We start from the raw sequence: 26,214 nt of genomic DNA on the forward strand, positions 1-26,214 counted from the left end.
TTTACGATCTCTTAACTTTAAGTTGTATTTGATGATTCTCTAATTCTACTTTACTTACATAATCAGGCGTGAAATTTTTAGCAAACTCGCCTAAAGTTTGTTCTTTAATAAAGTCTCCATAATTATCAATTATCTTAGATAAATCAAACTCGCTTATTATTTCAATTAAAATCCTGTCGGTTATAGAGAAATCGGCATCTTTTCGAGCCTGTTGTATGAAGCGTACAATGTCTCTTGCGTATCCTTCTTCTATTAATTCAGGAGTTAGCTCTAAATCAAGTATGAGCAAGCTACTATCATCCTCAAAACTTGCTGCTCCTTTAATGTGTGAATACGGCTCTAAAACTAGCTTATATTCGTCGCTATTTAAGGTTTCACCGCATATAGCTAAACCGCCTCCGATAGCTTCCCACTCACCTTTTTTAGAGGCGGCTATTATCTCTTTCATTTTAGCGGGAAGACGTTTACCAAGCATTGGGAAATTAATCGATAGTTTTTTGCTTGCGTAATTCTCTAAATCATCACGATAAATTACTGATTTGACATTAATTTCGTCTTTAATTAAATCTTCAAAGCTTTTTAGTTTATCATTATGTTTACTGATAATAGTTATGCTAGCAAGCGGCTGCCTTACTCTGATATTTTCAGTGCTTCGGATAAACAAGCTATTACTGCAAATATCAAGTACGTTATCCATGGTAGCAACTAGCTCGTGATTTATCTCAAAGCTTGAGAGATTAGGGTAGTTGCATAGATGGACAGAGATAGAACCGCCATTGCGAGGCGGTGTTGCCGGCGTGGATACTAAACCGTCATTGCGAGGCACTGAAAGTGCCGTGGCAATCTCATGAGAATTTCCTGAGATTGCTTCGTCAAGACTTAAGTCTTTCCTCGCAATGACGTCCGGTCGTTTATGACATAACCCCAAATATATCGCCTCCGCAATCATAGGCACTAGTGCCGACATTGCAATTGCCATAGTCTCTAAACATGAATACAGAGTATTATAAGCATTTTGTTTATCTGCATCTTTTTCGCTTTTCCAAAATCTTGCCCTACTTCGTCTTATATACCAGTTGTTCAATACTTCAAAAAATTCTGAAACTGTATGATAAGCCGTTTGCGTATCGAAATTATCTAAACTTTCTTCAATTTTATTTACTGCTATTTTGAGCTTAGACAATATATAAATATCAAGCACGTTTTGAGAAGCAAAATTAAGCTCGCCTTTAAGTGAATCGGCATTAGCGTACATTGTGAAGAAATGGTAAGCATTCCAAATAGGTTTGATGAATAGGCGAAGCGTATCAAATACCATTTTGCCGTCTTTATCGATTAATAGCTCCTGACCTTTAACGACGTTTGAAGAAAGCATCGTAACTCTTAAAGCGTCAGAGCCGTATTTATCAAATAGCTCCAGCGGATCGGCATAGTTATTAAGACGCTTTGAGAGCTTTTGACCAGTAGCGTCTAAAATCACGCCGTGGCATATACAATTTAAAAACGGTGGGCGATCAAATAAAGCGGTAGATAATACCATTAAAGTATAAAACCAACCACGTGTTTGAGCTGAGTATTCAACTATAAAATCAGCCGGAAAATGATCCTCAAACCATTCTTTATTTTCAAAAGGGTAGTGGGCTTGCCCATATGGCATTGAGCCGCTTTCAAACCAGCAATCAAACACGTCTTCGATTCTACGCATTGTTGATTTACCGGTTGGATCGTTAGGGTTGGCCCGAGTCAGTTCATCAATAAACGGACGATGTAAATCAGTAACTTTAACGCCGAAATCTTTCTCTAATTCCTCTATAGAACCGTAAACATCTATACGTGGATATTTTGGATCGTCAGATTTCCATACAGGTAGCGGCGTTCCCCAAAATCTATTACGGCTTATTGACCAATCACGGGCATTTTCAAGCCACTTACCAAACAAATTATCTTTAACATGGAAAGGTATCCAGTTAATTTGCTGATTAAGCTCTACCATCCTATCTTTAAACTGCGTAACCTTTACGTACCATGATGGAACGGCCTTATATATAAGAGGCGTATCTGTTCGCCAGCAATGAGGGTAATTATGAATATACTGCTCGGTTTTTAGCCAATTTCCTTGTTCTTTCAGTTTGATAATTATTTTGTCGTTTGCGTCAAATACTTGCAAACCCTCTAAGTCAGGAATTTCTTTAGTGAATTTACCGCTATTATCAACAGGGCAAACAAGTGAGATTCCTTTCGATTCACAAAGTATTTGGTCATCTTCACCAAAGCCGGGAGCCATGTGTACGACTCCCGTACCGTCACCCTCAACCACAAAGTCGCCGGCAAATATCTTGAAGCTGTTTGGATGATTCTCGAAATAGCTAAATAACGGCTTATAGCTCAATCCTTGAAGCTCTGAGCCTTTAATAGTAGTAAATTTCTTATCCCCTTTTAGTTCTAGCTCTTTTGTATATTTAGAGACGGAAGAGGCGGCTATAATGTAATAAATATCTCCTTTTGGTACTAACGCATAATCGATATCACTACCGACGGCTAAGGCTAGATTTGAGGGAAGTGTCCAAGGCGTCGTGGTCCAAGCGAGGATTCTATATTCTATGTCACGTCTGTCTCCTTCAATGTCATCCCCGCGTAGGCGGGGATCCATTTTTCCCTGGATTCCCGCTTTCGCGGGAATGACATCGGTTAGTACAAAACTCACCGTTACAGCTTTATCTGCTCGCTCACGATAAGAATTATCAAGCCTTGTTTCAAAATTAGAAAGCGGTGTTTCGCATGCCCAAGAATAAGGCATTACCCGCATAGATTCGTATAATAGCCCTTTATTATATAACTCCTTAAATGCCCAAAGGACAGATTCCATAAAATTCTTATCCATCGTTTTATAAGAATTTTTAAAATCCACCCATCGTGCTTGACGAGTTACATATTCTTCCCAGTCACTCGCATATTTCATTACCGAAGCTCTGCAATGGCTATTGAACTTCTCTATACCGAAATTAGTTATTGCAAGACGCCCTGAAATGCCAAGTTCTTTCTCTGATTGCATTTCAGCAGGAAGACCGTGACAGTCCCAGCCGAAGCGACGCTCGACTTTCTTACCTTTAACTGTTTGGTATCTAGCATATACGTCTTTAATAAAGCCGGTAAGCAAGTGACCGTAATGCGGCAAACCGTTTGCAAAAGGTGGACCGTCATAAAAAATAAATTCCGCCTCTCCGGTCCTATCATCAATAGATTTTTGGAATATATTATTGTCTTGCCAAAATTTTAGTATCTCTCGCTCTATAGCAGCAAAATCAGCATTTGAACTAACTTCAGGATAATATTTAGTATTTGTCATTATTTTAGAAATTATTATAATAGTTTGGTTTATAATAATAGATAATGACACAGAGATAAATATATAATTTGTACTAAACTGTTTAATTTTAAGAGACAAATGAAAACCAAGGAACTTTCTAATACTAAAAACTGTGTTAACTCCTATTTGAAAAACCTACTCGATGTCATTCCTGCGAAAGCAGGAATCCATAAAATAAAACTAAAAAACAAAAAATGTATTGGGTATATATATTATGTTCTAATAAGCATGGTACTTTATAGTGTATACAGAAGAGTTTACTGATATTAAAGAAGCAATTACAAGAGAGAAAAATTTGAAAAAGTGGAAACGTAACTGGAAAATAGAACTGATAGAAAAAGCTAACCCTGAATGGAAAGATTTAGTTGAGTAGCCCTATGGATTCCTGCTTTCGCAGGAATGACATAAACCTATCTATGCAACAACATCACAATTTCCTCGCAATGACGATACTATACGAATAATATTAAAACTTAGAATTTTCTTTATTTGCTTCTTGATATTTCTGCTTTAAAAATTCATCAACAAATGATTCTGATTTAGAACCATGTTGTTTAAACAATTCTTGAGCTTCTTTTACAGCCTTATGAAAAGTGATTAAATGTAATTCATTATTAACTTTATTTATAAGTTTCATAGTATTTCTAATTTGATGAAAAATTAATATTACCCATTAAATATACCTACGTGAACATTCTAACTATGGGAATATTTGAAGGGTCGAGTAATTTTTTCATCTGCGAAAAAGTTTTTACTATATTTTCTACAGCGGTCTCAATAAATTTATCGGTTTCAATATAATTTTCCGATTCGTCTTGGATATAAAAAAGAATAGATGAAACATAAACCGAGAGCAATAAGCCCCTTTTAGTGTAGTAATTAAAATCAAGAGATTTATCTCCGGCATAACGCCAAATAGCATCGCAACTACGGAAAGCAACCTCAGTTCCTTGCATCGGGTTTAATGCAAAATAAGCAGCATTTTTGCTATGAATAATAGGGAGTACGGTTTTGATCCTAATCTTTACCGCTAAAGATATTTTTTCTCTTATTTTTGCCGGCTCTTCTATTGTCTTTAAGCTTTCTAGCATAATATTATCTAAGTAGCTTTCAAAGAATTCTATTATTTCAGATAAACCTTCCGGAAAAACTATTAAAGCATAACCTTTTACAAAGCCGCATTTTTCTTCTGCTTCTTCAAGTAGTTTATTATTCCATTCATTAAACGGTAATAATTCTAATAAAGATTGCACGAAACTTATTTTTTTGATATGGTGTTCTTCTTTAATGCTCATATTTTTTAACCTTGACATATAACTTAATTATAGGGTATAGTTCAATAAACCACAATATCTTTTAAGGAGAGTAATTTTAGTGATACTAGTAAATGTTCACGCCGGTAATTGTGACAATACGCTTAAGAATTTTAAGAAAAAGCTACAAAGAGAGCTTTATTTTCGTAAGATGAAAGAACAGCGTTATTATGAAACACCTTCAGCGAAGCGTGTTCGTAAAGCACAAGAAGCAGTGCGAAGACAGAGAAAATTTGCTCGTAAAAAAATGTTTGATGAATAAAATTTCAAACAATTTTAATACTAAATAAAAAGCTAGAAATATTAATATTTCTAGCTTTTTTGTTATGTAGATTGCTTCGTCAAATTACTTTGTAATTTTCCTTGCAATAAAGCCACGGGTGCTGCTCGCATGGCTCGATGTCATTCCCGCGAGGCATTGTTGCGTGGACCGGTAAAACTCACTGTCTCACCCCGTGACTTGCTAACTAGGTACATAAAAACAATAAAAAACACTAATAATTTTAGTATTTTAACTGGATCCCGTGGTCAAGCCATGGTATGACAGCAAAAAGTAATGGATTCCTGCTTCCGCAGGAATGACATAAAACGAGCCATACAACAACGCCTATGGCTGCATAGCTCATGACGATTAGGTGTCCACGCAGCAACGCCCCCGCAGGAATGACATTAAAGTACAAATATTCCCAATTAGCTTTTTTTTATGTTATAAAGAATTGTTATAGCCATATAAACCGTATCTATGCTTAGTTATCTTAAAAAAAATTTACGTTCTTATTTTTCTAGTAGAGTGCTAATTTTTACTTTAGCAACGGCAGCTATTATTTTTGCCTATGCTACTTCTTATGTGATATCTTTAGAATCAAAGAATTTTAGTACGATTATTGGGTTCTTATTAATTGATTTAGCAATTTTTTTAATTTTAGGCGTTTTACTAACTCAAAAATTTTTTACTCAAAATAGTAATAATGATAGTTCTAAATTACAAAATCGTATTGTAATTGCCTTTAGTTTAGTTGCAGCTATTCCAACTATAATTGTCTCAGTATTTTCTGTTTATTTTTTTAATCTTAGTGTTCAAGCTTGGTTTGATAAGAAGATTTCTACAGTTCTTGATCAATCCGTAATAGTTGCGGAATCTTATATTGCCGAGCATAAATTACAGCTAAAAGAAACGGCTCTAGCCGTTGCTGAAGATTTAAGCGATATGTATTACGATTTAATTCATAATCCCGCTTTATTTACTAAAACACTTAATACCGAAGCAGAGATGCGTTCGCTTGATGAAGCTATAGTTTTAAACAAATCTACTAATACTATAGTAGCTAATAGTTATTTAAGTTTTTCATTATCATTTGCAACTATTCCCGCACATTTAATTAAAAAAGCGGATTTAGGGGAACCGGTGGAAGTAAAATCCGATCCAACCAAAATAAGGATGCTGATTAAATTAAAAGAATATAATGATGTGTATTTATTAATCGGTAGATTAGTAGATAATAAAATTATCGACCATATAGATGCAACTAACGGAGCAGCTGCCGAGTATAATAGCCTTAAAAACGAAATAGATAATATACAGATTAAGTTCTCTATAATGTTTATCTTTATTGCCTTATTACTTCTTTTTGTAGCTATAAGTTTTGGGGTTATATTTACCGCTAAAATAGTAAAGCCTATTAAAAAATTAGTTACTGCAACTGACAAAGTTAAAGACGGTGATTTAACGGTACAAGTGCCTGAAAATGAAGTAGATAAAGACGAAATAGGTACGCTTTATGCGGCATTTAATAGAATGATTAAGCAGCTTTCCCGCCAGCAACGTGATTTAGTTATAGCACAGAGGGCTATGGCTTGGTCGGATGTTGCAAAAAAAGTAGCCCATGAAATCAAGAATCCGTTAACTCCTATTTTACTTGCTTCTGAAAGATTACTTAAGAAATTTAGTCCTGAAATTAAGGAAAAGGCAGAATTTGAAAATTATTTAAAAATGATTATTCGCCATACTAACGATATTAAAAATATAGTGTCCGAATTTGTTCTTTTTGCACGTCTTCCTGCTCCTAAATTTACGAAAAGTGAATTAGTTTATTTAGTTAAGCATATTGTTGAAGCACGTAAATTACTTAATGATAATATTTTGTATAAATTTGAGTCTAACGTAGATCAATTTGATTTTATGTGTGATGCTACCCAAATAAATCAAGTTATGATCAATTTATTGAAAAACGCAGAAGAGTCAATAGAAGGGCGAGAATCCAGAAAAATAGAAGTTACTATAGATGCTAAAGACGATTTTATTAGCGTTATTGTAATAGATAACGGTAAAGGATTCCCGCCTGAGCTAATAGGCAAAGCTACCGAGAGCTATGTTACGACCAGTAGTAAAGGTATGGGGGTAGGGCTTGCTATAGTCAAAAGAATAGTTGAAGAACATTGCGGCATTCTAGATATAGCGAACAGAGAAGAAGAGGGAGCAATAATCGATATAAAATTCGATTTAAAAGAGCTGGATTTGAAAGTTGGGCGTTCCGGAGGTTAGAATTATAGTATAGGACAATTCTTGAAAAACCCTCTATGCCATCCCTAGCCCAGCATTATTGCATGGATCAATTCTACCGCTGTCATCCTGTTACTTGATCACTTAATAATAGGCAAAAAGTTATGAATATAGAAATTACAGAGCTTTTAGCAAAAGAACTTATTGCAGAACAATTCCCTAATTGGGCTAATTGGTCGTGCCTCCGTATTGCAGTTTAGAGTAAATAGTCTATAATCCTCAAACAGTAATAAGAGAGAATTATAGTTAAGGAGTTATGGCAAAAATAGATGTTAAGTGTAGATATTGTAACAACACAGAAGAAGTAATAAAGTCAGGATATTCAATTTCAAAACAACAGAGATATCAATGCAAGCGGTGTAATCGATATTTTCAATTGGAGTATATTAATAATGCATCTAAGCCTGGAGTTAAGGAGCAAATAGTAGAAATGTCAATCAACGGCTCTGGAGTTAGAGATACAGTAAGAGTATTAAAAGTGGGTATCAATACAGTTATCCGTGTTTTAAAAAAATCTAGTATTAAAAACAATAAATCATTCTATCAGTACAACAAAAGTAATTATTGCTCCTGAGATAGATGAACAATGGTCTTATGTACAGAATAAATCCAGACAACGATGGCTTTGGTATGCCTTGGATAAGATTTCGTTAAAAGTAGTTGCTTATACGTTTGGTACAAGATGTGATAGCACATTAGAATCATTACTGAAAAAACTAGAGAATTTCAAGGTGACTTTTTACTATACAGATGGATGGGGGAGTTATGCTAGGTTATTAGACCCTAAAAAGCATATTATCAGTAAAAAATACACTCAACGGATAGAACGAAGTAACTTGAACCTTAGAACGAGATGCAAGAGGCTTGCACGTAAGACAATCTGCTTTTCCAAGTCATTGGATATTCATGATAAGGTTATTGGTACTCTTATTGAACGTATAGCTTTTTAATAGGCGTAACTGCAATATGGAGGCATGACCGAATGAGCCATCTAACAAGACTACATAGCAATCTAGAAAATAATTAAAAAAATTCTGTAAATCAGAATTTTTTACTGAATTGCTTCATCAAAACTTACAGCTTTTCCGTAGCTCAGACGAAAAACCTCTTGCACATTTATTAGATACATATATATTACCATGAAACATGGGAATCATATTTCATGGTAATATATACTTTTTTATAAAAAAATCTAATTAAAATACGGAGGAACCATGGCTAATCCAAATCTTACGAAAGGAAATAATTATTTTAGGAATGAGCAATATAAAGAAGCTATAAAAGCTTATAGCAAAATAGATAAAAGTAGCACATCTTATCCTTATGCTCTGTTTAATATAGGAGAGTGTTACTTTCAACAAGGGAAATTTATAGAAGCCATAAAATATTATAGTCAGATCTCTGATAACCATTTCTCACTCTATCAAAGTGCTTTATTTAATTGCGGTAGTTCTTTTTACAATCTAGATAAATACGCTGAAGCTATAGAAATGTATAGTAAAATACACAAAAGCTCTAATTATTATCAAAAAGCACAATATTATTTAAGAGAGTGTCAATTTGAAGCTCTAGAAATGGCTGATAAGGCGGACAAATCAATGATTTCATACATTGAGAAAAATTTTAACTTAATGGAATATATTCTCGAAGAAGAAACTAGCTTTAATATTTTATGTCTTGAGAAAGATACTAACTTTAGTATTTTAGGAGAAAATTTTGACTTAATGGATATATCTGAATAAATGAATATAGTAAACTGCTTTCTATTGTTGCATGGATAGGCTTTTCCGTCATTGCGAGGAGGCATTGTTGCGTAGATCGGCAAAACCTACGGTGTCATCCCGTGGTTAAGCCGACGTTGTTGCATGGCTAGTTTTATGTCATTCCTGCGAAAGCAGGAATCCAAAAAAAAGCATAAATACAGCAAATTTTTGAAATTAAAAGCTCGATTTATCTCGCTTTATGATGGATTCCTGCTTTCGCAGGAATGACACCGAGTGCGTTTTTCGAGCCATGCAACAACGCTGGTCAAGCCCACGGGATGACAGAGGTGAAATCGATCCACGCGGGCAATGCCCACTCGCAATAGCGATAGCAGAGTATATCAAGCAAATTCTAATAATACCTGTCCTCTTACAACATTATCCTTTTCATTAACAAAAATTTTAGCTATTTTTCCGTCTCTTTCGGCAAGAATCAGGTTTTCCATTTTCATAGCAGTTAAAATCATAATTTCTTGTCCTGCCGTCACTTCCTGCCCTTCTTTCACCTTTATCGCAGCAATCTGACCGCTTAGAGGAGCTCCAAGTTCGGAGCTTTCTTCTACTACTACTTTTGAGACCATTAACGCTTCAAGTTCTGATATACGAGGAGAGCGTACAAAGGCTTTTACGCTAATACCGGCATGCGATAATAAATAACCGGTTCTGATATTCTCAATTTTTACATTTGTCTTTTTACCGTTAATTATAGCCGTAAAAAGTTCATTACCTAAATTCCAGTTACTACGAATATATATTCTATCGCTTTCGTGACGTATATTATAGCCGTTTTCAACAGGTGTAATTAATACGGGGAATAATTTATCATCGATAGTTACTACCCATCTTGTACCTATTTTGTTAGCTTGATTGTTAATATTGCCGGAAATTAAAGAAGCACGTCTTTGCTCTGATATATAAATAAAAATAGCCGTTGCTAAAAATACGGTAGTTACTTCTGAAGTTAGACTAGCTCCGGAAAAACCGTCAGGATATTCTTCTTGAATAAAGGCAGTAGAAATATCGCCGCTAACAAAGCGTGGATGTAGCATTACAGCTTCTAAGAAACTGATATTATGAGCAATACCGTTAATTATATAAGAACTCAAAGCAGAACGCATTACCTCAATCGCCTGCTCTCTTGTTTCACCGTAAGTACATAATTTTGCAATCATCGAATCATAAAACATACTTACTTCACCGCCAAGCCCAATTCCTGTATCTATACGGATATTAGGACTCTTTGCAGGTTCGGAATAAGCTATAATTCTACCGCTAGAAGGTAAGAAACCTCGGCTTGGGTTTTCGGCACAAATTCGTGATTCAAATGCCCAACCTTTTAATTTTATGTCATCTTGTGTAAAGGATAATTTCTCACCGGCTGCGATTTTTATCATCTCTTCAACGATATCTATACCGGTAATTAGCTCAGTAACGGGATGCTCGACTTGCAATCTTGTATTCATTTCTAAAAAATAGAAATTTTTATTGCTATCTACTATAAACTCAACGGTACCGGCCGAATAATATCCCACTTTTTGAGATAAGGATATTACCTGCCGATACATTTCTTGCCTTATATCTTCAGTAATAAAAGAACTCGGTGCTTCTTCGATTACTTTTTGATGGTGACGCTGTATTGAACATTCACGCTCTCCGAGACATACACTATTGCCGTATTGATCGGCAATTAGCTGAATTTCGATATGACGGGGAGTTTGAATTAACTTCTCAATAAATAATCTATCGTCACTAAAACTATTGGCTGCTTCAAGCTTTGCCGACTCAAAAGCATTTGCCATTTCAGCAGGATTATTCACTACTCTCATACCACGTCCACCGCCGCCGGCAGTCGCTTTTACTATTACCGGAAAACCAATCTCTTTAGCAATATCCACCGCTTGCTTAACATCGTTTATAGTTCCCATATAACCCGGAACTGTGCTAACTCCGGCTTCTATCGCTATCTTTTTTGCTTCGATTTTATCGCCCATTTTTTTAATAGTTCCGGCACTCGGTCCTATTAAAACAACACCTTCTCTTTTAAGAATATTAGCAAAATTTGGATTTTCCGATAAAAAACCGTAACCTGGATGTACTGCACTTGCTCCACTTTCACGAATTGCTGAGATAATATTTTTAATAGATAAATAACTTTCCGTTGCAGGGGAATCACCTATATAATAAGCCTCATCTGCATGCTGCACATACATTGAGTTTGTATCTGCTTCAGAATATACTGCAACCGACTTTATTCCCATCTTTTTTAAGGTACGTATTATCCTAACGGCGATCTCGCTACGATTAGCAATTAAAATTTTATCAAATAATGGTTTATTCATAGTTTTTTGTTATAATTTTTCTTGTATTTTTCGTCATTGCGAGCGACCATAGGGAGTGCGGCAATCTCGTCAAATATCCTGAGATTGCTTCGTCAATTACTTCGTAATTTTCCTCGCAATGACGTTTGGCTAAAGCGGCAAATTATCATGCTTCTTCCAAGGTAATTCTACTTTTTTAGTACGCAGGAAATTTAACGCCTTACATATTCGCCATCTAGTATTTTGCGGTCTTATAATATCATCCAAATATCCCCTAGATGCCGCAACAAAAGGCGAAGTTACTACTTTCCTATATTCATCGATTTTTTGCTTTTTAGCTTCAGGGTCTTTACATTCTTCCTTAAATATTATCTCGGCTGCTCCCTCTGCACCCATAACAGCGATTTCCGAATTAAACCAAGCATAGTTTATATCGCCTCTAAGATGCTTGGAGTTCATAACTATATAAGCACCTCCATAAGCCTTACGGGTAATTACGGTAATCTTCGGCACTGTAGCTTCCGCATATGCGTATAACAGCTTAGCCCCGTGTTTAATAATACCGTCATGCTCTTGAGATGTACCGGGCAGAAATCCAGGTACATCAACAAGGCTTACTATAGGAATATTGAAAGCATCACAAAATCTAATAAACCTTGCTGCTTTTCTTGAGGCGTTTATATCTAAACATCCTGCTAAATGCAAAGGCTGATTAGCCACAAATCCTACCGGATAACCTTCCATATAACCAAAGCCGATAATGATATTCTTCGCAAAATCAGGTTGTAGTTCAAAAAATTCTCCCTCATCAACGATACGTTCAACAAGCTCTTTCATATCATAAGGCTTATTAGGTGTGTTAGGTATTAACGTGCTAAGAGACATATCGACTCTATCGGCAGGGTCAATAGTCGAACGAACAGGAAGAGGACTACGATTGGATGACGGAAGGAAATTAAAGAACTTACGAATTTCGAGCAATGCTTCTATATCATTATTGAATGCAAGATCAGCAACGCCGCTTTTAGTGGTGTGCATCCTAGCACCGCCGAGCTTTTCTTGGCTTACTTCTTCACCCGTAACGGTTTTTACTACATCAGGACCGGTTACGAACATATAAGAGCTATTCTTAACCATGAATATAAAATCGGTTAAGGCAGGGGAATATACCGCACCACCGGCACAAGGTCCCATAATTAAGGTAATTTGAGGGATAACACCCGACGCTAAAACATTACGCTGAAATAATTCACCGTATCCGGCAAGAGCATCAACCCCTTCTTGAATTCTTGCTCCCCCTGAGTCGTTAATACCGATTACGGGAGCACCGGTTGCTATAGCTTGATCGATAATATCGCAGATTTTCTTAGCATGATATTCACCGAGTGAGCCACCAAGTACGGTAAAATCTTGGCTATAAATAAATACCAACCTACCGTTTATCGTACCGTGTCCCGTTACAACACCGTCACCTAAAAACTTTTTATCCTGCATCCCAAAATTATTGCATCTATGGGATACAAACATACCTGTTTCGGTAAAGCTATTCGGATCTAATAATACTTCTATGCGTTCTCGTGCAGTTAACTTACCTTTTTGATGTTGTGCGTTGATCCTAGCTTCACCGCCCCCTTGCCTTGCAATATTCTTTCTCTCATCCAGTAACTCAGGAGAGATTATATTACTTTGATTCATAGATTATTTATAGTTTTATTTCCAAAATATCCATAATATAATATAATAATGCTAATGTGAAAAGATAATTATTTATGTCATCTACCGAAGAGACCAAAGAAGCACCGAAAAAAGCCAAACCGACAGCTAAATTTAATAACTTATCAACTGCTTTAAAAAAGAATTTACAAAGAAGAAAGAAAGTACAAAAAGAAAAGAATAATAAAGAAAAATATTGATATTAGGTCCTTATATCTATAAAGAGTGATAGAATAGAAAATAATTTTTAGGAGAATAAATGTGAGTTTACATGAAGTAATAATTAAAATTAGTAAAATTTTTTCTCTTTTTATTCCCAAACAGTATATAGAGGAATCTAATAATAATATTCCTGCTAATAGAGAAGCAATGTGCGATTATTATGAAGATTTAAATAATCCTCATTAAAAAGTATTTATCTATATGCAATTTGACATATTAATATAAATTGCTAATATTTGGGGAGTTTAGATTTTGTTGCATGGATTGGTTTTTCCGTCATTGCGAGGAGGGACATAGTCCCGATGTGGCAATCTTGTCAAGCATCCTGAGATTGCGGACGTGCAAAATTTTCAATTTTTCCGTAGCTCATGACGATTTGAATCCAACAAAATCGGTATTTTAAATATTTAATATAATATGGACACAAACAAATTATATCTTTTCAAAGATAGACGATTTTTACCGAATTTTATAGTACAGTTATGTGGTTGTCTTAATGATAATATATTAAAAAATGCTCTAGTAATCCTTATAACTTACGGCATTACTGGTTCTTTAAGTAAATATAATAATCTACTCGTTTTAATTGCTAATGCTACTTTTGTACTACCTTTCATAATATTCGCAAGCATAGCAGGACAAATTGCCGACAAATACGAACGTGCAAGCCTTATTAAGATTATTAAGATTTGTGAAATCGGTATAATTGCCTTTGCAATTTATGGATTTCATCATAATAATCTGCTAATTCTATTCTGTTCTATTTGCTTAATGGGTATACATTCTACTTTTTTCGGTCCAATAAAATATAGCGTATTACCTGTTCACCTAAATAAAGACGAACTACTTGGAGCTAACGGCTTTGTTGAAGCCGGAACTTTTATCGGTATTTTTATCGGTACTATAATCGGCAGCTATTATACAATCAGCAATAATTTTATAATTTATTCCTTAATTACCATCGCTTTTCTCGGCTTCATTACAAGCCTTTTCTATCCAAAATCTAAAAATGCAAATCGTGATATTAAAATAAATTTTAATATTATAGATGAAAGCATAAATATGATTAAATATGCCAAAGCAAAAAAACATATATATTTAGCTATACTTGGTATTTCATGGTTTTGGTTTATCGGAGCTGCTATAATTTCACAAATACCTTTACTTGCTAAGATAACTTTTAAAGCTGATGAGAATGTTGCTAACTTATTTTTAGCAGTTTTCTCGCTTGGTGTTGGGGTCGGTTCATTTTTATGTAGCAAAATATTTGAAGATGAGATTACCGTTAAATATCTATTTATTTCAGCCCTAGGCATTAGTATTTTCGGTATTGATTTATTCTTTGCAAGCAGAATTAGCTCAGTTAACTACGAACCTACTCAGCTAAAAAGTATTTTGGTATTTTTATCAAAAAGACATAATTGGCGAATAGTTATAGATTTATTTTTCTTAGCAGCAATAAGCGGTTTATATATCGTTCCCCTTTTTGCTATATTACAGCATTATGCAAACCCTGCTCATCGTAGCCGAATTATTGCCGTTAATAACCTCATTAATTCCATTTTCATGGCGGGTTCAACAATTATTTTATCTTTATTATTTTACCTAAATTTCACTATACCCTGGATTATATTATTTATTAGCCTAGCTAATATAATCGTTACTATATATATTTACCGTTTAATACCTGAAGTTAAAATTATTCCGTTTAAGCTATTACGAAGAATATTCCAAATCTGTTTTGATCTTATGTATAAGGTTGAAGTAAAAGGATTTGAAAATTTCCAAAAAGCCGGTAAAAAAGTAGTAGTTGTCGCTAATCATATTTCATATCTCGATCCACCGCTAATTGCTACTTACTTACGAGAAGAAATGACTTTTGCAATTAGTCCCGATATACAAAAAATATGGTGGATTAAACCGTTTTTACGTATGGCAAGAACTTTGCCGGTTGATCCAAGTAACCCAATGGCAATAAAGACTTTAGTAAAAGAAGTACAAAAGGATCAGAAAGTAGCAATTTTCCCTGAAGGTAGAATAAGCGTTACCGGCTCTTTAATGAAAATATACGAAGGACCGGGAATGATTGCCGATAAAGCCGGTGCTACCGTTTTACCTGTTAGAATAGACGGTACTCAATTTACTCATTTATCAAAATTAAAAAACATATTAAAAAGAAAAATATTTCCTAAAATTACTATAACAATTTTACCGCCGGTAAAATTCGCTAATATGGATGCTGCAAGTAATCAAGAACGACGCAGTTATATATCTAGGACTCTTTATGATATCATGGCTGACATGATGTTTGAGAGCTCAGACTATAAAAACACTTTATTCTCATCTCTTATAGAAGCTGCTAAAATTCATGGATTTAAGAAAAAAATAGTTGATGATTTTGAAAATAATGCGGTTACTTATCGAGATTTAATATTAAAATCTTTTATCCTAGGTGATTTAATCAAAAAGAATAATATCTTTGGCAGAAATTTAGGCTTAATGTTGCCTAATACCACGAATACATTAATTACTTTTTACGCCATGCAATCTAGCGGTTATGTTCCTGCTATAATTAACTGGAGCAGCGGCATAAGTACTATTATTAACTCCTGTAAACTTGCACAAATTAAAGTAGTTTACACTTCAAAACAATTTATCGAAAAAGCAAATTTACATGAATTAATAACTAACTTATTAGATTTCGGTATTAAAATAATATATTTAGAAGATTTTAAAAATCAGATTGGTACAGCTCTAAAACTAAAAGCAAAAATAGGGAGTTATTTTGCTCAAACTTATTACAATTATTTTTGTCGTAATCATGATGACGAAAAACCGGCAGTGATAATTTTTACTTCAGGCACTGAAGGAGAACCTAAAGCCGTATTATTATCTCACAGGAATTTACAAACTAATAGATATCAAATAACTGCTAAAGTACCGTTTAGTCCTGAAGATATAGTATTTAATTCATTACCTTTATTTCATTGCTTTGGTCTTGGTGGTGCAATTATTACAACTTTAAACGGTATTAAGCTGTTTCTATATCCTTCTCCACTAAATTATCGCAGCATTCCTGAAGTTATATACGATATCGGAGCAACTATATTAATTTCTACCGATACTTTTTTAAACGGTTATGCTAATTACGCTCACCCATATGATTTTTACTCATTACGCTATATATTTGCCGGTAGCGAGAAATTAAAAGAATCTACAAGACAATTCTGGCTTAATAAGTACGGCATACGTATTTTTGAAGGATATGGGATTACAGAAGCCTCACCTATTATAGCTTGCAATACCCCTATGCATAATAAAGCAGGCACCGTGGGAAGATTATTACCGAAAATTGATTATAAGCTTGAGAAAGTAGAGGGAATAAATGAAGGGGGACGTTTATTCATTAGGGGTCCTAACATCATGCTTGGTTACTTGGACTTAGAAGGTCACCGTACTTATAAAGAATGGTACGACACAGGCGATATAGTCAAAATCGATTCTGAAGGATATATAACAATTTTAGGACGTTTAAAACGCTTTGCTAAAATAGCGGGGGAAATGATATCTCTTACAAAGATTGAAGAACTTGCAAGCGAAATTGCTCCTGATTCCTTGCACGCTGCCATTTCCATCGCCGATAAAACGCACGGAGAAAAAATTATTTTACTTACTACCGGTTCCGATATAAATAGAGAAAATTTTGCAGATACTGTATCTAAAGCTCAAATTTCTTTACTACATTTACCGAAAGTAATTATTACCGATTCAGAAATACCTCTGCTTGCAAGTGGTAAGATAGACTATCTTGAGATTATGAAGAATGTAGATAAGTACGTATAATGAATTTTAACAAAAGGAAAATATATGTCAGTAACTGAAAGAACTTTTGTAGTAACTCGAGAATATTTAATAAGTTTATTACGAGCTTGGCAGCAGGATAAAATAACCACAGCAGAGTTTTATGAAACTATAGAAATAATTTTTGGCCATTATACAAAATTACTAGATTGGGAAAATGAAGAAGAGGATTCTATAACACGCGACGTTATAGCAAATCTTGAAATGCTAGATTTAGATTTTATAATACAAGAAGATATTGAGCCTATTATTGAACTTCTAAATACTCCTATAGGAAAATTTGAAGAGGGTATGAAAAAATGGGAACAGTATAAACCTAAGACAAGCATTGAAGAACGCATAAAAAAATTTAACGGACAATATCCTTACATACAAGTAAAATAATGTTATTATCATAGCACTATTGGGTAGTTCTTAAAAGACCTAGATTTATTCCCGCCTACGCAGGAAGGCATTGTTGCGTGGATCAATTTCACCTCTGTCATCCCGTGGCTTGACCACGGGATCCACTTAAAAATACTAAAATATTAGTATTTTTTATTGTTTTTATAGACCCCGTGGTCAAACCAGGGGGTGACACAGTAGGTTTTACCAATCTACGCAACAATGCCGCACAGGAATGACATAAACGAACCATGCAACAACGCCGGAGGGGTCACGGGGTAACATTTATTTTTTCTTTTGACTATTGATAGCAGCATTCAACGCTAATTTAAACCACTTACCTAATAACTCTTGATCCTCCATAATTTCAGATACCACCTTCCAATATGATAAAGTTACAAGTTTACCTTTACTTTGATATATAAATGGCTCAGAACCGAAAGATTGAAAATATTCATAAGTGCTTAGGTCTGACTTAAAATATAATTCATTGCTCTTAATAATTCCTACCATAACACCACCCTTATATATACCATATCCACCAAACATTGCACGAACGGTTACTGAACCATATGGTTCTAACAATTCTTTGACATATTCAGTAAATTCATTTTTATTCATAATAATCGCTTCAAATACAGTAGCCCATAAATAAACATACCTAATATAATAAACAATGGAGTTAAAGGTAAGTCAAAATAGAAAGAACTAAGTACAGCACAAAAATTAATAAATAAAGAGATAAAAATTGATATTATAATCATCTGAGAGGGGCTATATGCCACAAACCGTGCAATCATTGCAGGAATAAGTAAAACAGCGGTTACCATCAATGCACCGACAATCTTTATAGCAGAAAATACCGATAATGAGAGAAGAAGTAAAAATATTAGCTCAATAATATTAACCTTTAAGCCTTTTATGACTGCAATATCTCTATTGATGATTATAAGAAGAATTTGATTATAAAAATATACTATAAAGCTTATAATAGTTATTAGCACTACCCCTAGTATAATCAAATCATTAAAAGACACGGATAAAATATCCCCAAACAATAAATTTACTATATTGTTCTGCGAGGAAGTAAAATAATTAATAACTAAAGCAATAGCGAGCATAAAGCTAGAAATCAAATTAATAACTGCATTTTTTTCAGAATTATTTTTAAAAATAAACACAAATAATGAAAAAAGAATTGCAACTATTATTCCTGAATATATTAATGGAAAATGTGCTATAATGCTTATGCTAGCCGCTAAAAAACTGCTATGAGCAAGCCCGTCACCGAAATAAATATATCTCTTCCATAGGGCAATGCAGCCAAGGGGAGCAAATATGCAGCTAATTAAAATTAAGGCTAGTATTATTAAAGTCATCTGAGTATATTATATATGTTTGTTGTATAGTGTGGTAATCCTGATGTCATTCCCGCATAGGCGGGAATCCAGTAAAATATATAAAAATTTATTTTGTACTAATATTAAGTTTATTTATTATAGATTCCCGCCTACGCAGATAATGACATATACTACTTGATAATAATATAATACCTATATCATAGACTATGTCTTCAATCGATAAAAAAGAATTAGAAAAATTTGAGAAAATTTCTCATAATTGGTGGAATAAGGATGGGGAATTCGGTATCTTACACCGCATAAATCCTATTCGCCTTGAATATATAATAGAGAAAATAACCTCGCATTACAATGATATTTCTAGTAGACCTCTTTGGAAATTCGCTTATAGGGAGGAATTTGAAGGAGACACGGAAGCACTTGCCACCGCAGCGTATATAAGCATACGTGAGGATGCGAGTACCGGATCGACGTACAAATTACCCCTAGAAGTAGAGTTTCCGAAGAGGTCTAGTTTAGAAATATTAGACGTCGGTTGCGGCGGAGGGTTAATTGCAACGCCTTTAGCTGCTCAAGGTTTTAATGTTACAGCCATTGACGCTCTGCAAAGTAATATTGAAACGGCAAGCACTTATGCTAAGGAAAACGGCGTAAAAGTAAATTATTTACAATCTACTATAGAAGAATTACAGAGTGACAAGCTATATGATGTAGTAATTTGTCTTGAGGTTATTGAACATATAGAAAACGTGCAGCAATTTATACTAAATTTGGTCAAACATATTAAGCCAAACGGTATGGCAATAATTTCTACGATTAACCGTACTAAAAAAGCTTATGTACTTGGAATAATAGTTGCTGAATATGTTTTAGGTTGGGTGCCTAAAAACACTCATGATTATAGCAAATTTTTAAAACCATCAGAAATTTATGAAATGCTTACGGATACCGACATCGAAATTAAAGAGCTGAAAGGCTTGGTATATGATCCTGCTAAAAATGAATGGAAATTAAGCGACGATATCGACGTAAATTATTTTATGTGTTTGGGAAGAAAGACAATATAATGACTAACATAATTACTAGATTTGCTCCGTCACCGACGGGGTTTTTACATATAGGTTCGGCAAGAACTGCTTTATTTAACTATTTGTTTGCAAGGCATCATAACGGTAAATTCTTGCTTCGCATCGAAGACACCGATAAAGAGAGATCAACTAAAGAAGCTGTAGAAGCTATATTCGCAGGTCTAAAATGGCTAGGACTTGATTGGGACGGCGAAGTTATATTTCAGTCTAAACGTAATAATCTTTACAAAGAGGCAGCACTAAGATTACTACAAGAAGGTAAAGCATATTATTGTTTTACTAGCCAAGAAGAAATAGAAAGACAGCGGCAAAAAGCTTTAGAAAATAAACAACATTTTATTTTTAATAGCGAGTGGCGTGATAAAGATTCGTCCACCTACCCTACCGATATTAAACCGGTAGTACGTCTAAAAACTCCAAGAGAGGGAAGCATAACAATTCATGACACTTTACAAGGCGATGTAGTAATTGAAAACTCGCATATAGACGATATGGTACTACTCCGGACAGACGGCACTGCTACTTACATGCTAGCCGTTGTAGTAGATGATCATGATATGGGTATAACTCATATTATTAGAGGTGACGATCATTTAACCAATGCAGCAAGGCAAATTGCTATTTATCAGGCTTTCGGCTATGAAGTACCGAGCATGACTCATATACCTTTAATTCATGGAGCAGACGGAGCAAAATTATCCAAAAGGCATGGAGCTTTAGGTGTTGAAGCTTATAAGGATATGGGATATTTACCGGAAAGTTTGTGTAATTATTTATTGCGTCTTGGATGGAGTCACGGTGATGATGAAATTATCTCACCGGCTCAGGCTATAGAATGGTTTAATCTTGATTCACTCGGTAAATCACCTTCTAAGCTTGATTTTGCTAAGATGAATAGCCTTAATGCTCATTACTTAAGAATGCTTGACAATGATAGCTTAACTTCAAAGACTGCAGAGATATTGAAACAAAATTACAAGATTAGTGAGAAAGAGGTAAGTTATATAAAACAAGCAATGCCGAGCTTGTTAGTTAGAAGCGAAACATTACTAGATTTAGCCAAACTTGCTAGGATTTACTTGATAAATTCACCTATTATTTATGAACAAGAAGCAAAAGAAATTATAGAAAATTGCGATAAGGATTTGATTAAGCAAGTTATAGAAGGTTTAAACAAGATTGAGCAGTTTGATAAGGAATCCGTGCAGAATAAATTTAAAGAAATAGCAACTCATAACGGCTTAAAACTGAATGATATTATGAAGCCAGTAAGAGCTTTAATAACAGGTATGACGGCTTCACCTAGCGTGTTTGAAATTGCAGAAATTTTAGGAAAAGAAAATATTTTAAAAAGGTTAAAAATTATATGAAAGATTGTATAAAAAAAATTGCTTTTGTTCTTAGTGGATTATTTATAATAACCGGTACTTTTATTGTATACAGAGTAGAAAATGTCGATGCTTCATCAGCACCAAAAAAGTACGGAGCTTGGACTTTAAATTGCACTCTTAATAATGAAAAAACAACTTTGCTTCTTATCACAACAAATTAATAATCTAGAGAAAGATAAAGAAAAGGAAATATTAGCCATTTATCACATAGGTTATTTCAATGGGGAACAAGAAGAACAGGAATTAAAAATAATAGAAATAGTCCCGTCAAATGTTCAAATTCCGGCAGGTACAGTTATTAATAGCGGTGACAAACGAATAGCAGCCGGAAAATACGTAAATTGTACGGTAAACGGCTGTCAGGCTTTGGCTGTTATTACAAAAGATGATCTAGATATGATTTTATCAAACGATAATTATTTAGAACTAATCACTGCAGACGGCAAACAAGCTAAAATTTCATTTATAAAAGACGGTCTAAAGGAAGGTCTAAAAGCTTTGAGTAGATAGTAACGGAATTTAAGCATTGTTGCGTGAACTGTTTTTCCCTCTGTCATTCCGTGATTTATTCACGGAATCCAGTTAAAAATACTAATGTATTTTTAGTTGTTTTCTGGACACCGTGAACAAGTTACCAAATGACACCGAGTGCGTTTTCCAATCCACGCAGGCAATTATTAGAGGACAATAGTATCGCTGCTATATCCTACTAATTCAGTTTCACCCTCAAAATAAAATGTACTCATATCTATGTTTTGCTTAACACATTTATGACCTAAACCTTCATGTGCAGCATTAGATAGTACACCATTATCCTGATCTACGGTCCATGTGAAAATTCCTCCAAGACCATGTTTCTTTGCATATTCTGCTTTAGCTTTAACAGTTCTAGGTGTGTCTATGGACATAAATACTTTAGATGTAGGATTGTAAAGGAAATCAGCATTAGCTACTGTATCAGTATAAAGTATAAATCCATTTTTCCCTTTTCCTGTGCTTGGATCAAAATAATTAAAATAAACATCATTCTGCTCAGTAACACCGTTTTCAAAAGTTCCAACTATTTGAGGATCTACTTTATATGTACCCTTTAATGGAGAAACTGACTCTATCTCTACCTCACGTGCACTACGGCCATAACCTGCATAACCTATATGCACACATTTCGCAGGGATCTTCAGTTCTTCAGTAAGATATTTTACAGATTGATTTATAGACCACTCTTTATTGTCGCCGTCTCTACTATAAAGGTTAGTATGGTGTGCTAATTTTCCCTCTCCGTAGGTACCACCGAAAAGATCATATGTCATCAAGTGAATTTGGGTTACTCCTGCATCAACCAAGTCTTTTATATTTGATAGTGCTAGTTTTGCAGGATCAGCTGCTGCTGCTATAGCAATGACAACATCTGTATGCCCCTTGGCGTTAAGTGTTTCTCTTAACTCTTTAACTAATAATGTATAATTCCTACCATCTTCAGGACCATGTGGGTTACCATTCCCTGCTGCTCCTGGATATTCCCAATCAACATCAATTTGTTTATACATTGGAAATTTTTCTATAAACTTTACTATTGAGTCATTGAATATTTTACGAGCTGCTGGAGATTTAGCCATTTCATGAAAAGCTTCGCTCATAGTCCATCCGCCGACGCTAAGGGCAAATTTTGTTCCCTCAGGACTTGCTTTTTTTAGGTTGTGAAAAGCACCTAGTGCTCCTTGAGCTTTTTGTTGATTGTATAAGTTTGGGTAGTCTTCACCTGCATATGCTGGAAAACCACAATTAACATATGCTGCAAGCATATCCCAATTACCAACGGTGGTCATTTCAAACTTTTGTAATCCTAACTGATCAGCAGATAGTTTTATGATTGCTTCTTTTTCTCCTTTATCACCATTGATTGCAGAAAATCCTAAAACCAGCTTGTCAAAATTATGATTATAATGTTTCTTTATATCTACGCCTCGCCCAGCCCCATTAATCGCTGTAGGATCCTGTAGGCGTATGTCAAATTGTGACCAAGCCATATAGTAACCACCAACTTCAAATTCCTTATCTGACTCATATTTATTGTAAACATCTTTAAGTACCCTACCTGATGTATAACTAAAGTTAATAGTTTCGCTCTTAGGATTAAACCCAGTCAGTTTATATGTCTGCTCAGTTAAATCATCTTTTTGTACTAGTTTACTAGTTCCTGGTTCCGGTTCTGGCTCTGGCTCCGGTTCTGGCTCTGGATTCTCTATTAGTTCACCATTAAAAGTAAATTTTTCAGGTAGTGCATTTGGATTAGGAAGCACCGCCGGATTAAAACTCACCCCAAAAGTTACAGTTACAGAACCGTTAGCCGGTAGAGTTGCTAAATGTCCTGCTAACTTACCTTTAATTACAGGTAAAGTATTTGATTGATGAGTAAAACCGGTATAAGCGTTAATTGGTTGTGCAGGATCAATGTGTTCTACTTTACTAAGATCAAAACTTATTTCCGGAGCAAATACTGCCTGGTTAGTATTGTTTTTTATTGTAACTTCTAATGGAAAATACCATCCGGTATCATGAGAACTTGTTACCCATTTTGCAGTAATTTCATATGACGACATAAAATAACCTCTTTAGTTTAATTGTTAAAAATTATAAATATTTTTGAAATAAAAATAGATTAAATAATAACCACCTTTACAGTTAACAATGCTTACTAAATTTTTAATATATTGCAAGAAGTTATAAAACACTAAAATGAAAAATATTTGAGAATAAATAAAAAAATGCTTTTCTTTTTATTAAATTTTATTAACTATTTTTATATTTTTACTTAAGCTATCAGCTATTATTATATTGATATATTCAATTTATTATATTAATATTAATGTAATATAACTGTGTAAAAAAATCACAAGAATATAATTCTATTTAAAAATCAAGATATAGTTTAACTTGTGCTTAACCATTGATTATCGATAAATTTAAAAAATAAATATCATATCTTTCTAAAATCTTATTAATTTTCTTATAAAATATTTTATACTAATAATATGTATATACTCCTTTTAAAAAAGTTTAAATAATTAGTAGGTTTATGGAAGATATTGATACTTGGCAGAAAAAATTTGAGGTTTGTGATTATAGTAAAAAATTAATTGATCGAATTAAATATTTGAATACTATAGTAGACTCGCCTATAGATATAACAGAAATTGAAAAAGGTCTTTATTATACCCGTAAATATCATGCTTCTCAAATGCGTCAATCAGGAGCCTTATTATTCTCACCTATAGAAGTTGCAATCATGCTTGCAGATTTTACGGCTCTTGAGGCTCCTAAACTTTACAAATCATATATGATAAATGTTGCCCTTCTTCATGATACTATAGAGGATACAATACTTACATACGCTGATATTAGCAAAATTTTTGATAAGAATATTGCCGATAGCGTTAGAACGTTTAACAAGAATTAAGCCGTACGGTAAAATTAGCTCCGGTGAAATGTTAAATTTACTAATACAGGAACAAAGATATGATATCGCACTTATTAAAGTGTTTGATCGCCTACATAATTTACAAACTATAAATGCTAAATCTACGGAAAAAGGCTTTAGAAACAGTAAAAGAAACTATAGAAAGCTTCTTACTCATAGCAGCTTATTTAGAAATACGAACCGTAGAACAACAACTATTAAATGTTTGCACTAATTTTATCAAGCAACATTTCCCTTCAGAACAAAAAGAAATATTTCAAAAAGTCGGTTTACGAAATTTCTTTTTTAAACTTCAAAATAATACAAAATAAATTAAAGTATGCAATGCTACTTTAGAAGAAAGTGTATATTAGCTAAAAACTATTTTTATATTTCCAGTAGTGTGCAGCTTCACCGCTCTCTGCATGATAATGCATCTTATGATCAACGTATTTGTATCTCTATTTTATAATTATCCTCAGTTGTAATAATAGTATGTAAAGATTGATAGCCGTTTGGCTTAGGATTAAGAATATAATTTTTAAATTTATCCTTTTTCATGCTCATAAAGATCATGAACTACTTTTAAAGCTTTATAACATTTCTCTTCATCTATTACCACTATTCTTATCGCAAAAATATCTGTTAATTCTTCTAACTTTATACTTACGATATAATTTATATAAAATTGATATTGGATGTTTGATCCTACCTGTTATTTGAGCAGTAATATCATGTTCAGATAAATTATGATTTAAATGTTTAATAACCCTTTGGAGCAAAACTACCTCCTTAATTTATACTAATTTAGTTAATAGTTATACTTACGAATAACTAAACACCAATTAAAGCAATAAACTTAATTAAATTCTATTAATATTTCTAATTAATTTGCTATTTTAGTAAATATTAATAAAACCCAGCTTTAGTTGGATATTAATAGGAAAAATTAAGCTTGTGGCGAGCTTTGCACTACCCTACCCTATTATTTTTATCTTTTAGAACCTAATTTTTTTAAGTTTTACATAAAAATTTAAATTATCTTATTTTAGTCTTTCTTAACTGTATAATTATAAGATTTTTTAAAAATAAAGAATAGTAATTTTCTAAAACCTTACTAATTTTAGTTAGTATAGTTAACTGACCAAAGCTAGAAACTTTTTATTACTAATTTTTTAAATTGAACGAATATATATTATAGATTAAGCTTGCCTATAGCTTTAACAAAAAATCTATTCTTAATAATTAAAGGCAAAACCGCTTTAAACCTTTTGATCTTCTATATGGGACTGTTAACAAAATAACTTTAATTGAAATTAACAAAGATTTTTGATAGGATAGCTATCCTTATTTTAAAAACCTTATAATTTGTAATTAAAGAATTTAATGAGCTTTAAAATTATTTTTTAACAGTCT

General features: G+C 33.6%; 20 protein-coding genes and 4 pseudogenes. 14 read left to right on the forward strand and 10 right to left on the reverse strand.

The genetic code is table 11. The features are described from left to right. Position 1: 1 nt before the first annotated feature. Positions 2-3,346 carry an isoleucine--tRNA ligase gene (gene ileS / locus ACNFN7_RS01175; RefSeq protein ID WP_485440522.1) on the reverse strand — a complete coding sequence of 1,115 codons (3,345 nt, stop codon included), beginning with the start codon at positions 3,344-3,346 and terminating at the stop codon, positions 2-4. 215 nt (positions 3,347-3,561) lie between these two features. On the opposite strand from ileS, the pseudogene ACNFN7_RS01180 reads away from it, so the two are divergent. Continuing rightward, positions 3,562-3,740 (forward strand): annotated as a pseudogene (locus ACNFN7_RS01180) (GIY-YIG nuclease family protein). Between the two features lie 93 nt (positions 3,741-3,833). Here the strand turns inward: ACNFN7_RS01180 and ACNFN7_RS01185 are convergent. Then, positions 3,834-4,004, reverse strand: coding sequence for a hypothetical protein (locus tag ACNFN7_RS01185; RefSeq protein WP_175265467.1), 171 nt, complete (start codon positions 4,002-4,004; stop codon positions 3,834-3,836). A 46-nt stretch (positions 4,005-4,050) separates the two neighbouring features. Next, positions 4,051-4,662, reverse strand: coding sequence for a COQ9 family protein (locus ACNFN7_RS01190; protein WP_485440523.1), 612 nt, complete (start codon positions 4,660-4,662; stop codon positions 4,051-4,053). A gap of 79 nt (positions 4,663-4,741) precedes the next feature. Between ACNFN7_RS01190 and rpsU the strand changes: the two genes are divergently transcribed. From rpsU to ACNFN7_RS01210, 4 genes are all read left to right on the forward strand, one after another. Then, positions 4,742-4,942 (forward strand): 30S ribosomal protein S21, encoded by a 201-nt coding sequence (rpsU, locus tag ACNFN7_RS01195; protein WP_485440524.1) that lies wholly within the window; start codon positions 4,742-4,744, stop codon positions 4,940-4,942. A gap of 480 nt (positions 4,943-5,422) precedes the next feature. Continuing rightward, entirely contained in the window at positions 5,423-7,222 is a 1,800-nt protein-coding gene (locus tag ACNFN7_RS01200; protein WP_485440525.1) for a sensor histidine kinase NtrY-like, read from the forward strand. Between the two features lie 274 nt (positions 7,223-7,496). Beyond that, a protein-coding gene (locus ACNFN7_RS01205) for an IS1 family transposase (protein WP_485440526.1) occupies positions 7,497-8,190 on the forward strand; the annotation gives its coding sequence in 2 pieces (ribosomal slippage) (positions 7,497-7,783 and positions 7,782-8,190; 696 coding nt in all). Positions 8,191-8,454: 264 nt separating this feature from the next. Further along, positions 8,455-8,982, forward strand: a complete 528-nt coding sequence (locus tag ACNFN7_RS01210; RefSeq protein WP_485440527.1) for a tetratricopeptide repeat protein — start codon at positions 8,455-8,457, stop codon at positions 8,980-8,982. A 362-nt stretch (positions 8,983-9,344) separates the two neighbouring features. On the opposite strand, the gene ACNFN7_RS01215 is transcribed toward ACNFN7_RS01210, so the two are convergent. Both ACNFN7_RS01215 and ACNFN7_RS01220 read right to left on the reverse strand, forming a co-directional pair. Next, a complete protein-coding gene (locus tag ACNFN7_RS01215; protein WP_485440528.1) occupies positions 9,345-11,342 on the reverse strand; it encodes an acetyl-CoA carboxylase biotin carboxylase subunit in 1,998 nt (665 codons plus the stop codon). Between the two features lie 129 nt (positions 11,343-11,471). Next, the gene (locus tag ACNFN7_RS01220; protein WP_410527916.1) at positions 11,472-13,016 is read right to left on the reverse strand and encodes an acyl-CoA carboxylase subunit beta; all 1,545 of its coding nucleotides are present in this window, start codon (positions 13,014-13,016) and stop codon (positions 11,472-11,474) included. Between the two features lie 74 nt (positions 13,017-13,090). On the opposite strand from ACNFN7_RS01220, the gene ACNFN7_RS01225 reads away from it, so the two are divergent. The 4 genes from ACNFN7_RS01225 (at position 13,091) to ACNFN7_RS01240 (ending at position 17,501) form a co-directional block, all read left to right on the forward strand. Then, a complete protein-coding gene (locus ACNFN7_RS01225) occupies positions 13,091-13,234 on the forward strand; it encodes a hypothetical protein (RefSeq protein ID WP_485440529.1) in 144 nt (47 codons plus the stop codon). A gap of 61 nt (positions 13,235-13,295) precedes the next feature. After that, positions 13,296-13,442 (forward strand): hypothetical protein, encoded by a 147-nt coding sequence (locus ACNFN7_RS01230; RefSeq protein ID WP_485440530.1) that lies wholly within the window; start codon positions 13,296-13,298, stop codon positions 13,440-13,442. A 231-nt stretch (positions 13,443-13,673) separates the two neighbouring features. Further along, positions 13,674-17,099, forward strand: a complete 3,426-nt coding sequence (locus tag ACNFN7_RS01235) for an acyl-[ACP]--phospholipid O-acyltransferase (protein ID WP_485440531.1) — start codon at positions 13,674-13,676, stop codon at positions 17,097-17,099. 24 nt (positions 17,100-17,123) lie between these two features. Continuing rightward, complete coding sequence (locus ACNFN7_RS01240) at positions 17,124-17,501, forward strand: hypothetical protein (RefSeq protein ID WP_485440532.1); 378 nt, start codon at positions 17,124-17,126, stop codon at positions 17,499-17,501. A 65-nt stretch (positions 17,502-17,566) separates the two neighbouring features. On the opposite strand, the pseudogene ACNFN7_RS01245 reads toward ACNFN7_RS01240, so the two are convergent. From ACNFN7_RS01245 to ACNFN7_RS01255, 3 genes and pseudogenes are all read right to left on the reverse strand, one after another. Next, positions 17,567-17,727: pseudogene (locus ACNFN7_RS01245) on the reverse strand (tRNA lysidine(34) synthetase TilS); the annotation flags it as partial. A 59-nt stretch (positions 17,728-17,786) separates the two neighbouring features. Beyond that, positions 17,787-18,122: a TfoX/Sxy family protein gene (locus ACNFN7_RS01250; RefSeq protein ID WP_485440533.1), complete on the reverse strand. Its 336-nt coding sequence runs from the start codon at positions 18,120-18,122 to the stop codon at positions 17,787-17,789. Further along, the gene (locus ACNFN7_RS01255) at positions 18,119-18,880 is read right to left on the reverse strand and encodes a metal ABC transporter permease (RefSeq protein WP_485440534.1); all 762 of its coding nucleotides are present in this window, start codon (positions 18,878-18,880) and stop codon (positions 18,119-18,121) included. The genes ACNFN7_RS01250 and ACNFN7_RS01255 overlap by 4 nt, the downstream gene beginning before the upstream one ends. A gap of 188 nt (positions 18,881-19,068) precedes the next feature. Here ACNFN7_RS01255 and ubiG point away from each other — a divergent pair, with 188 nt between their 5' ends. The 3 genes and pseudogenes from ubiG to ACNFN7_RS01270 all read left to right on the forward strand — a co-directional run bounded on the left by ubiG (position 19,069) and on the right by ACNFN7_RS01270 (position 21,851). Further along, positions 19,069-19,929, forward strand: coding sequence for a bifunctional 2-polyprenyl-6-hydroxyphenol methylase/3-demethylubiquinol 3-O-methyltransferase UbiG (gene ubiG, locus ACNFN7_RS01260; protein ID WP_485440535.1), 861 nt, complete (start codon positions 19,069-19,071; stop codon positions 19,927-19,929). Further along, positions 19,929-21,320 carry a glutamate--tRNA ligase gene (gene gltX / locus ACNFN7_RS01265; RefSeq protein WP_485440536.1) on the forward strand — a complete coding sequence of 464 codons (1,392 nt, stop codon included), beginning with the start codon at positions 19,929-19,931 and terminating at the stop codon, positions 21,318-21,320. Before ubiG ends, gltX begins: the two co-directional genes overlap by 1 nt. Then, positions 21,317-21,851 (forward strand): annotated as a pseudogene (locus ACNFN7_RS01270) (invasion associated locus B family protein). Before gltX ends, ACNFN7_RS01270 begins: the two are co-directional and overlap by 4 nt. Positions 21,852-22,018: 167 nt before the next feature. Here the strand turns inward: ACNFN7_RS01270 and ACNFN7_RS01275 are convergent. After that, on the reverse strand, positions 22,019-23,941 hold the full coding sequence (locus tag ACNFN7_RS01275; RefSeq protein WP_485440537.1) for a glycosyl hydrolase family 18 protein: 1,923 nt from the start codon (positions 23,939-23,941) through the stop codon (positions 22,019-22,021). Between the two features lie 476 nt (positions 23,942-24,417). Here ACNFN7_RS01275 and ACNFN7_RS01280 point away from each other — a divergent pair, with 476 nt between their 5' ends. Both ACNFN7_RS01280 and ACNFN7_RS01285 read left to right on the forward strand, forming a co-directional pair. After that, complete coding sequence (locus ACNFN7_RS01280) at positions 24,418-24,798, forward strand: HD domain-containing protein (protein ID WP_485440538.1); 381 nt, start codon at positions 24,418-24,420, stop codon at positions 24,796-24,798. A 113-nt stretch (positions 24,799-24,911) separates the two neighbouring features. Beyond that, the gene (locus tag ACNFN7_RS01285; protein ID WP_485440539.1) at positions 24,912-25,130 is read left to right on the forward strand and encodes a hypothetical protein; all 219 of its coding nucleotides are present in this window, start codon (positions 24,912-24,914) and stop codon (positions 25,128-25,130) included. A gap of 42 nt (positions 25,131-25,172) precedes the next feature. Here the strand turns inward: ACNFN7_RS01285 and ACNFN7_RS01290 are convergent. Beyond that, positions 25,173-25,580 (reverse strand): annotated as a pseudogene (locus ACNFN7_RS01290) (bifunctional (p)ppGpp synthetase/guanosine-3',5'-bis(diphosphate) 3'-pyrophosphohydrolase). Positions 25,581-26,214 lie beyond the last annotated feature (634 nt).

Source organism: Rickettsia sp. MAE-05 (assembly GCF_057319745.1).

Excerpts from the sequence above, each read along its gene's own strand:
- ileS (WP_485440522.1), bottom strand. The coding sequence starts at position 3,346 with ATGACAAATACTAAATATTATCCTGAAGTTAGTTCAAATGCTGATTTT.
- ACNFN7_RS01185 (WP_175265467.1), bottom strand. The coding sequence starts at position 4,004 with ATGAAACTTATAAATAAAGTTAATAATGAATTACATTTAATCACTTTT.
- ACNFN7_RS01190 (WP_485440523.1), bottom strand. The coding sequence starts at position 4,662 with ATGAGCATTAAAGAAGAACACCATATCAAAAAAATAAGTTTCGTGCAA.
- ACNFN7_RS01200 (WP_485440525.1), top strand. The coding sequence starts at position 5,423 with ATGCTTAGTTATCTTAAAAAAAATTTACGTTCTTATTTTTCTAGTAGA.
- ACNFN7_RS01210 (WP_485440527.1), top strand. The coding sequence starts at position 8,455 with ATGGCTAATCCAAATCTTACGAAAGGAAATAATTATTTTAGGAATGAG.
- ACNFN7_RS01215 (WP_485440528.1), bottom strand. The coding sequence starts at position 11,342 with ATGAATAAACCATTATTTGATAAAATTTTAATTGCTAATCGTAGCGAG.
- ACNFN7_RS01220 (WP_410527916.1), bottom strand. The coding sequence starts at position 13,016 with ATGAATCAAAGTAATATAATCTCTCCTGAGTTACTGGATGAGAGAAAG.
- ACNFN7_RS01225 (WP_485440529.1), top strand. The coding sequence starts at position 13,091 with ATGTCATCTACCGAAGAGACCAAAGAAGCACCGAAAAAAGCCAAACCG.
- ACNFN7_RS01235 (WP_485440531.1), top strand. The coding sequence starts at position 13,674 with ATGGACACAAACAAATTATATCTTTTCAAAGATAGACGATTTTTACCG.
- ACNFN7_RS01240 (WP_485440532.1), top strand. The coding sequence starts at position 17,124 with ATGTCAGTAACTGAAAGAACTTTTGTAGTAACTCGAGAATATTTAATA.
- ACNFN7_RS01250 (WP_485440533.1), bottom strand. The coding sequence starts at position 18,122 with ATGAATAAAAATGAATTTACTGAATATGTCAAAGAATTGTTAGAACCA.
- ACNFN7_RS01255 (WP_485440534.1), bottom strand. The coding sequence starts at position 18,880 with ATGACTTTAATAATACTAGCCTTAATTTTAATTAGCTGCATATTTGCT.
- ubiG (WP_485440535.1), top strand. The coding sequence starts at position 19,069 with ATGTCTTCAATCGATAAAAAAGAATTAGAAAAATTTGAGAAAATTTCT.
- gltX (WP_485440536.1), top strand. The coding sequence starts at position 19,929 with ATGACTAACATAATTACTAGATTTGCTCCGTCACCGACGGGGTTTTTA.
- ACNFN7_RS01275 (WP_485440537.1), bottom strand. The coding sequence starts at position 23,941 with ATGTCGTCATATGAAATTACTGCAAAATGGGTAACAAGTTCTCATGAT.
- ACNFN7_RS01280 (WP_485440538.1), top strand. The coding sequence starts at position 24,418 with ATGGAAGATATTGATACTTGGCAGAAAAAATTTGAGGTTTGTGATTAT.
- ACNFN7_RS01285 (WP_485440539.1), top strand. The coding sequence starts at position 24,912 with ATGCTAAATCTACGGAAAAAGGCTTTAGAAACAGTAAAAGAAACTATA.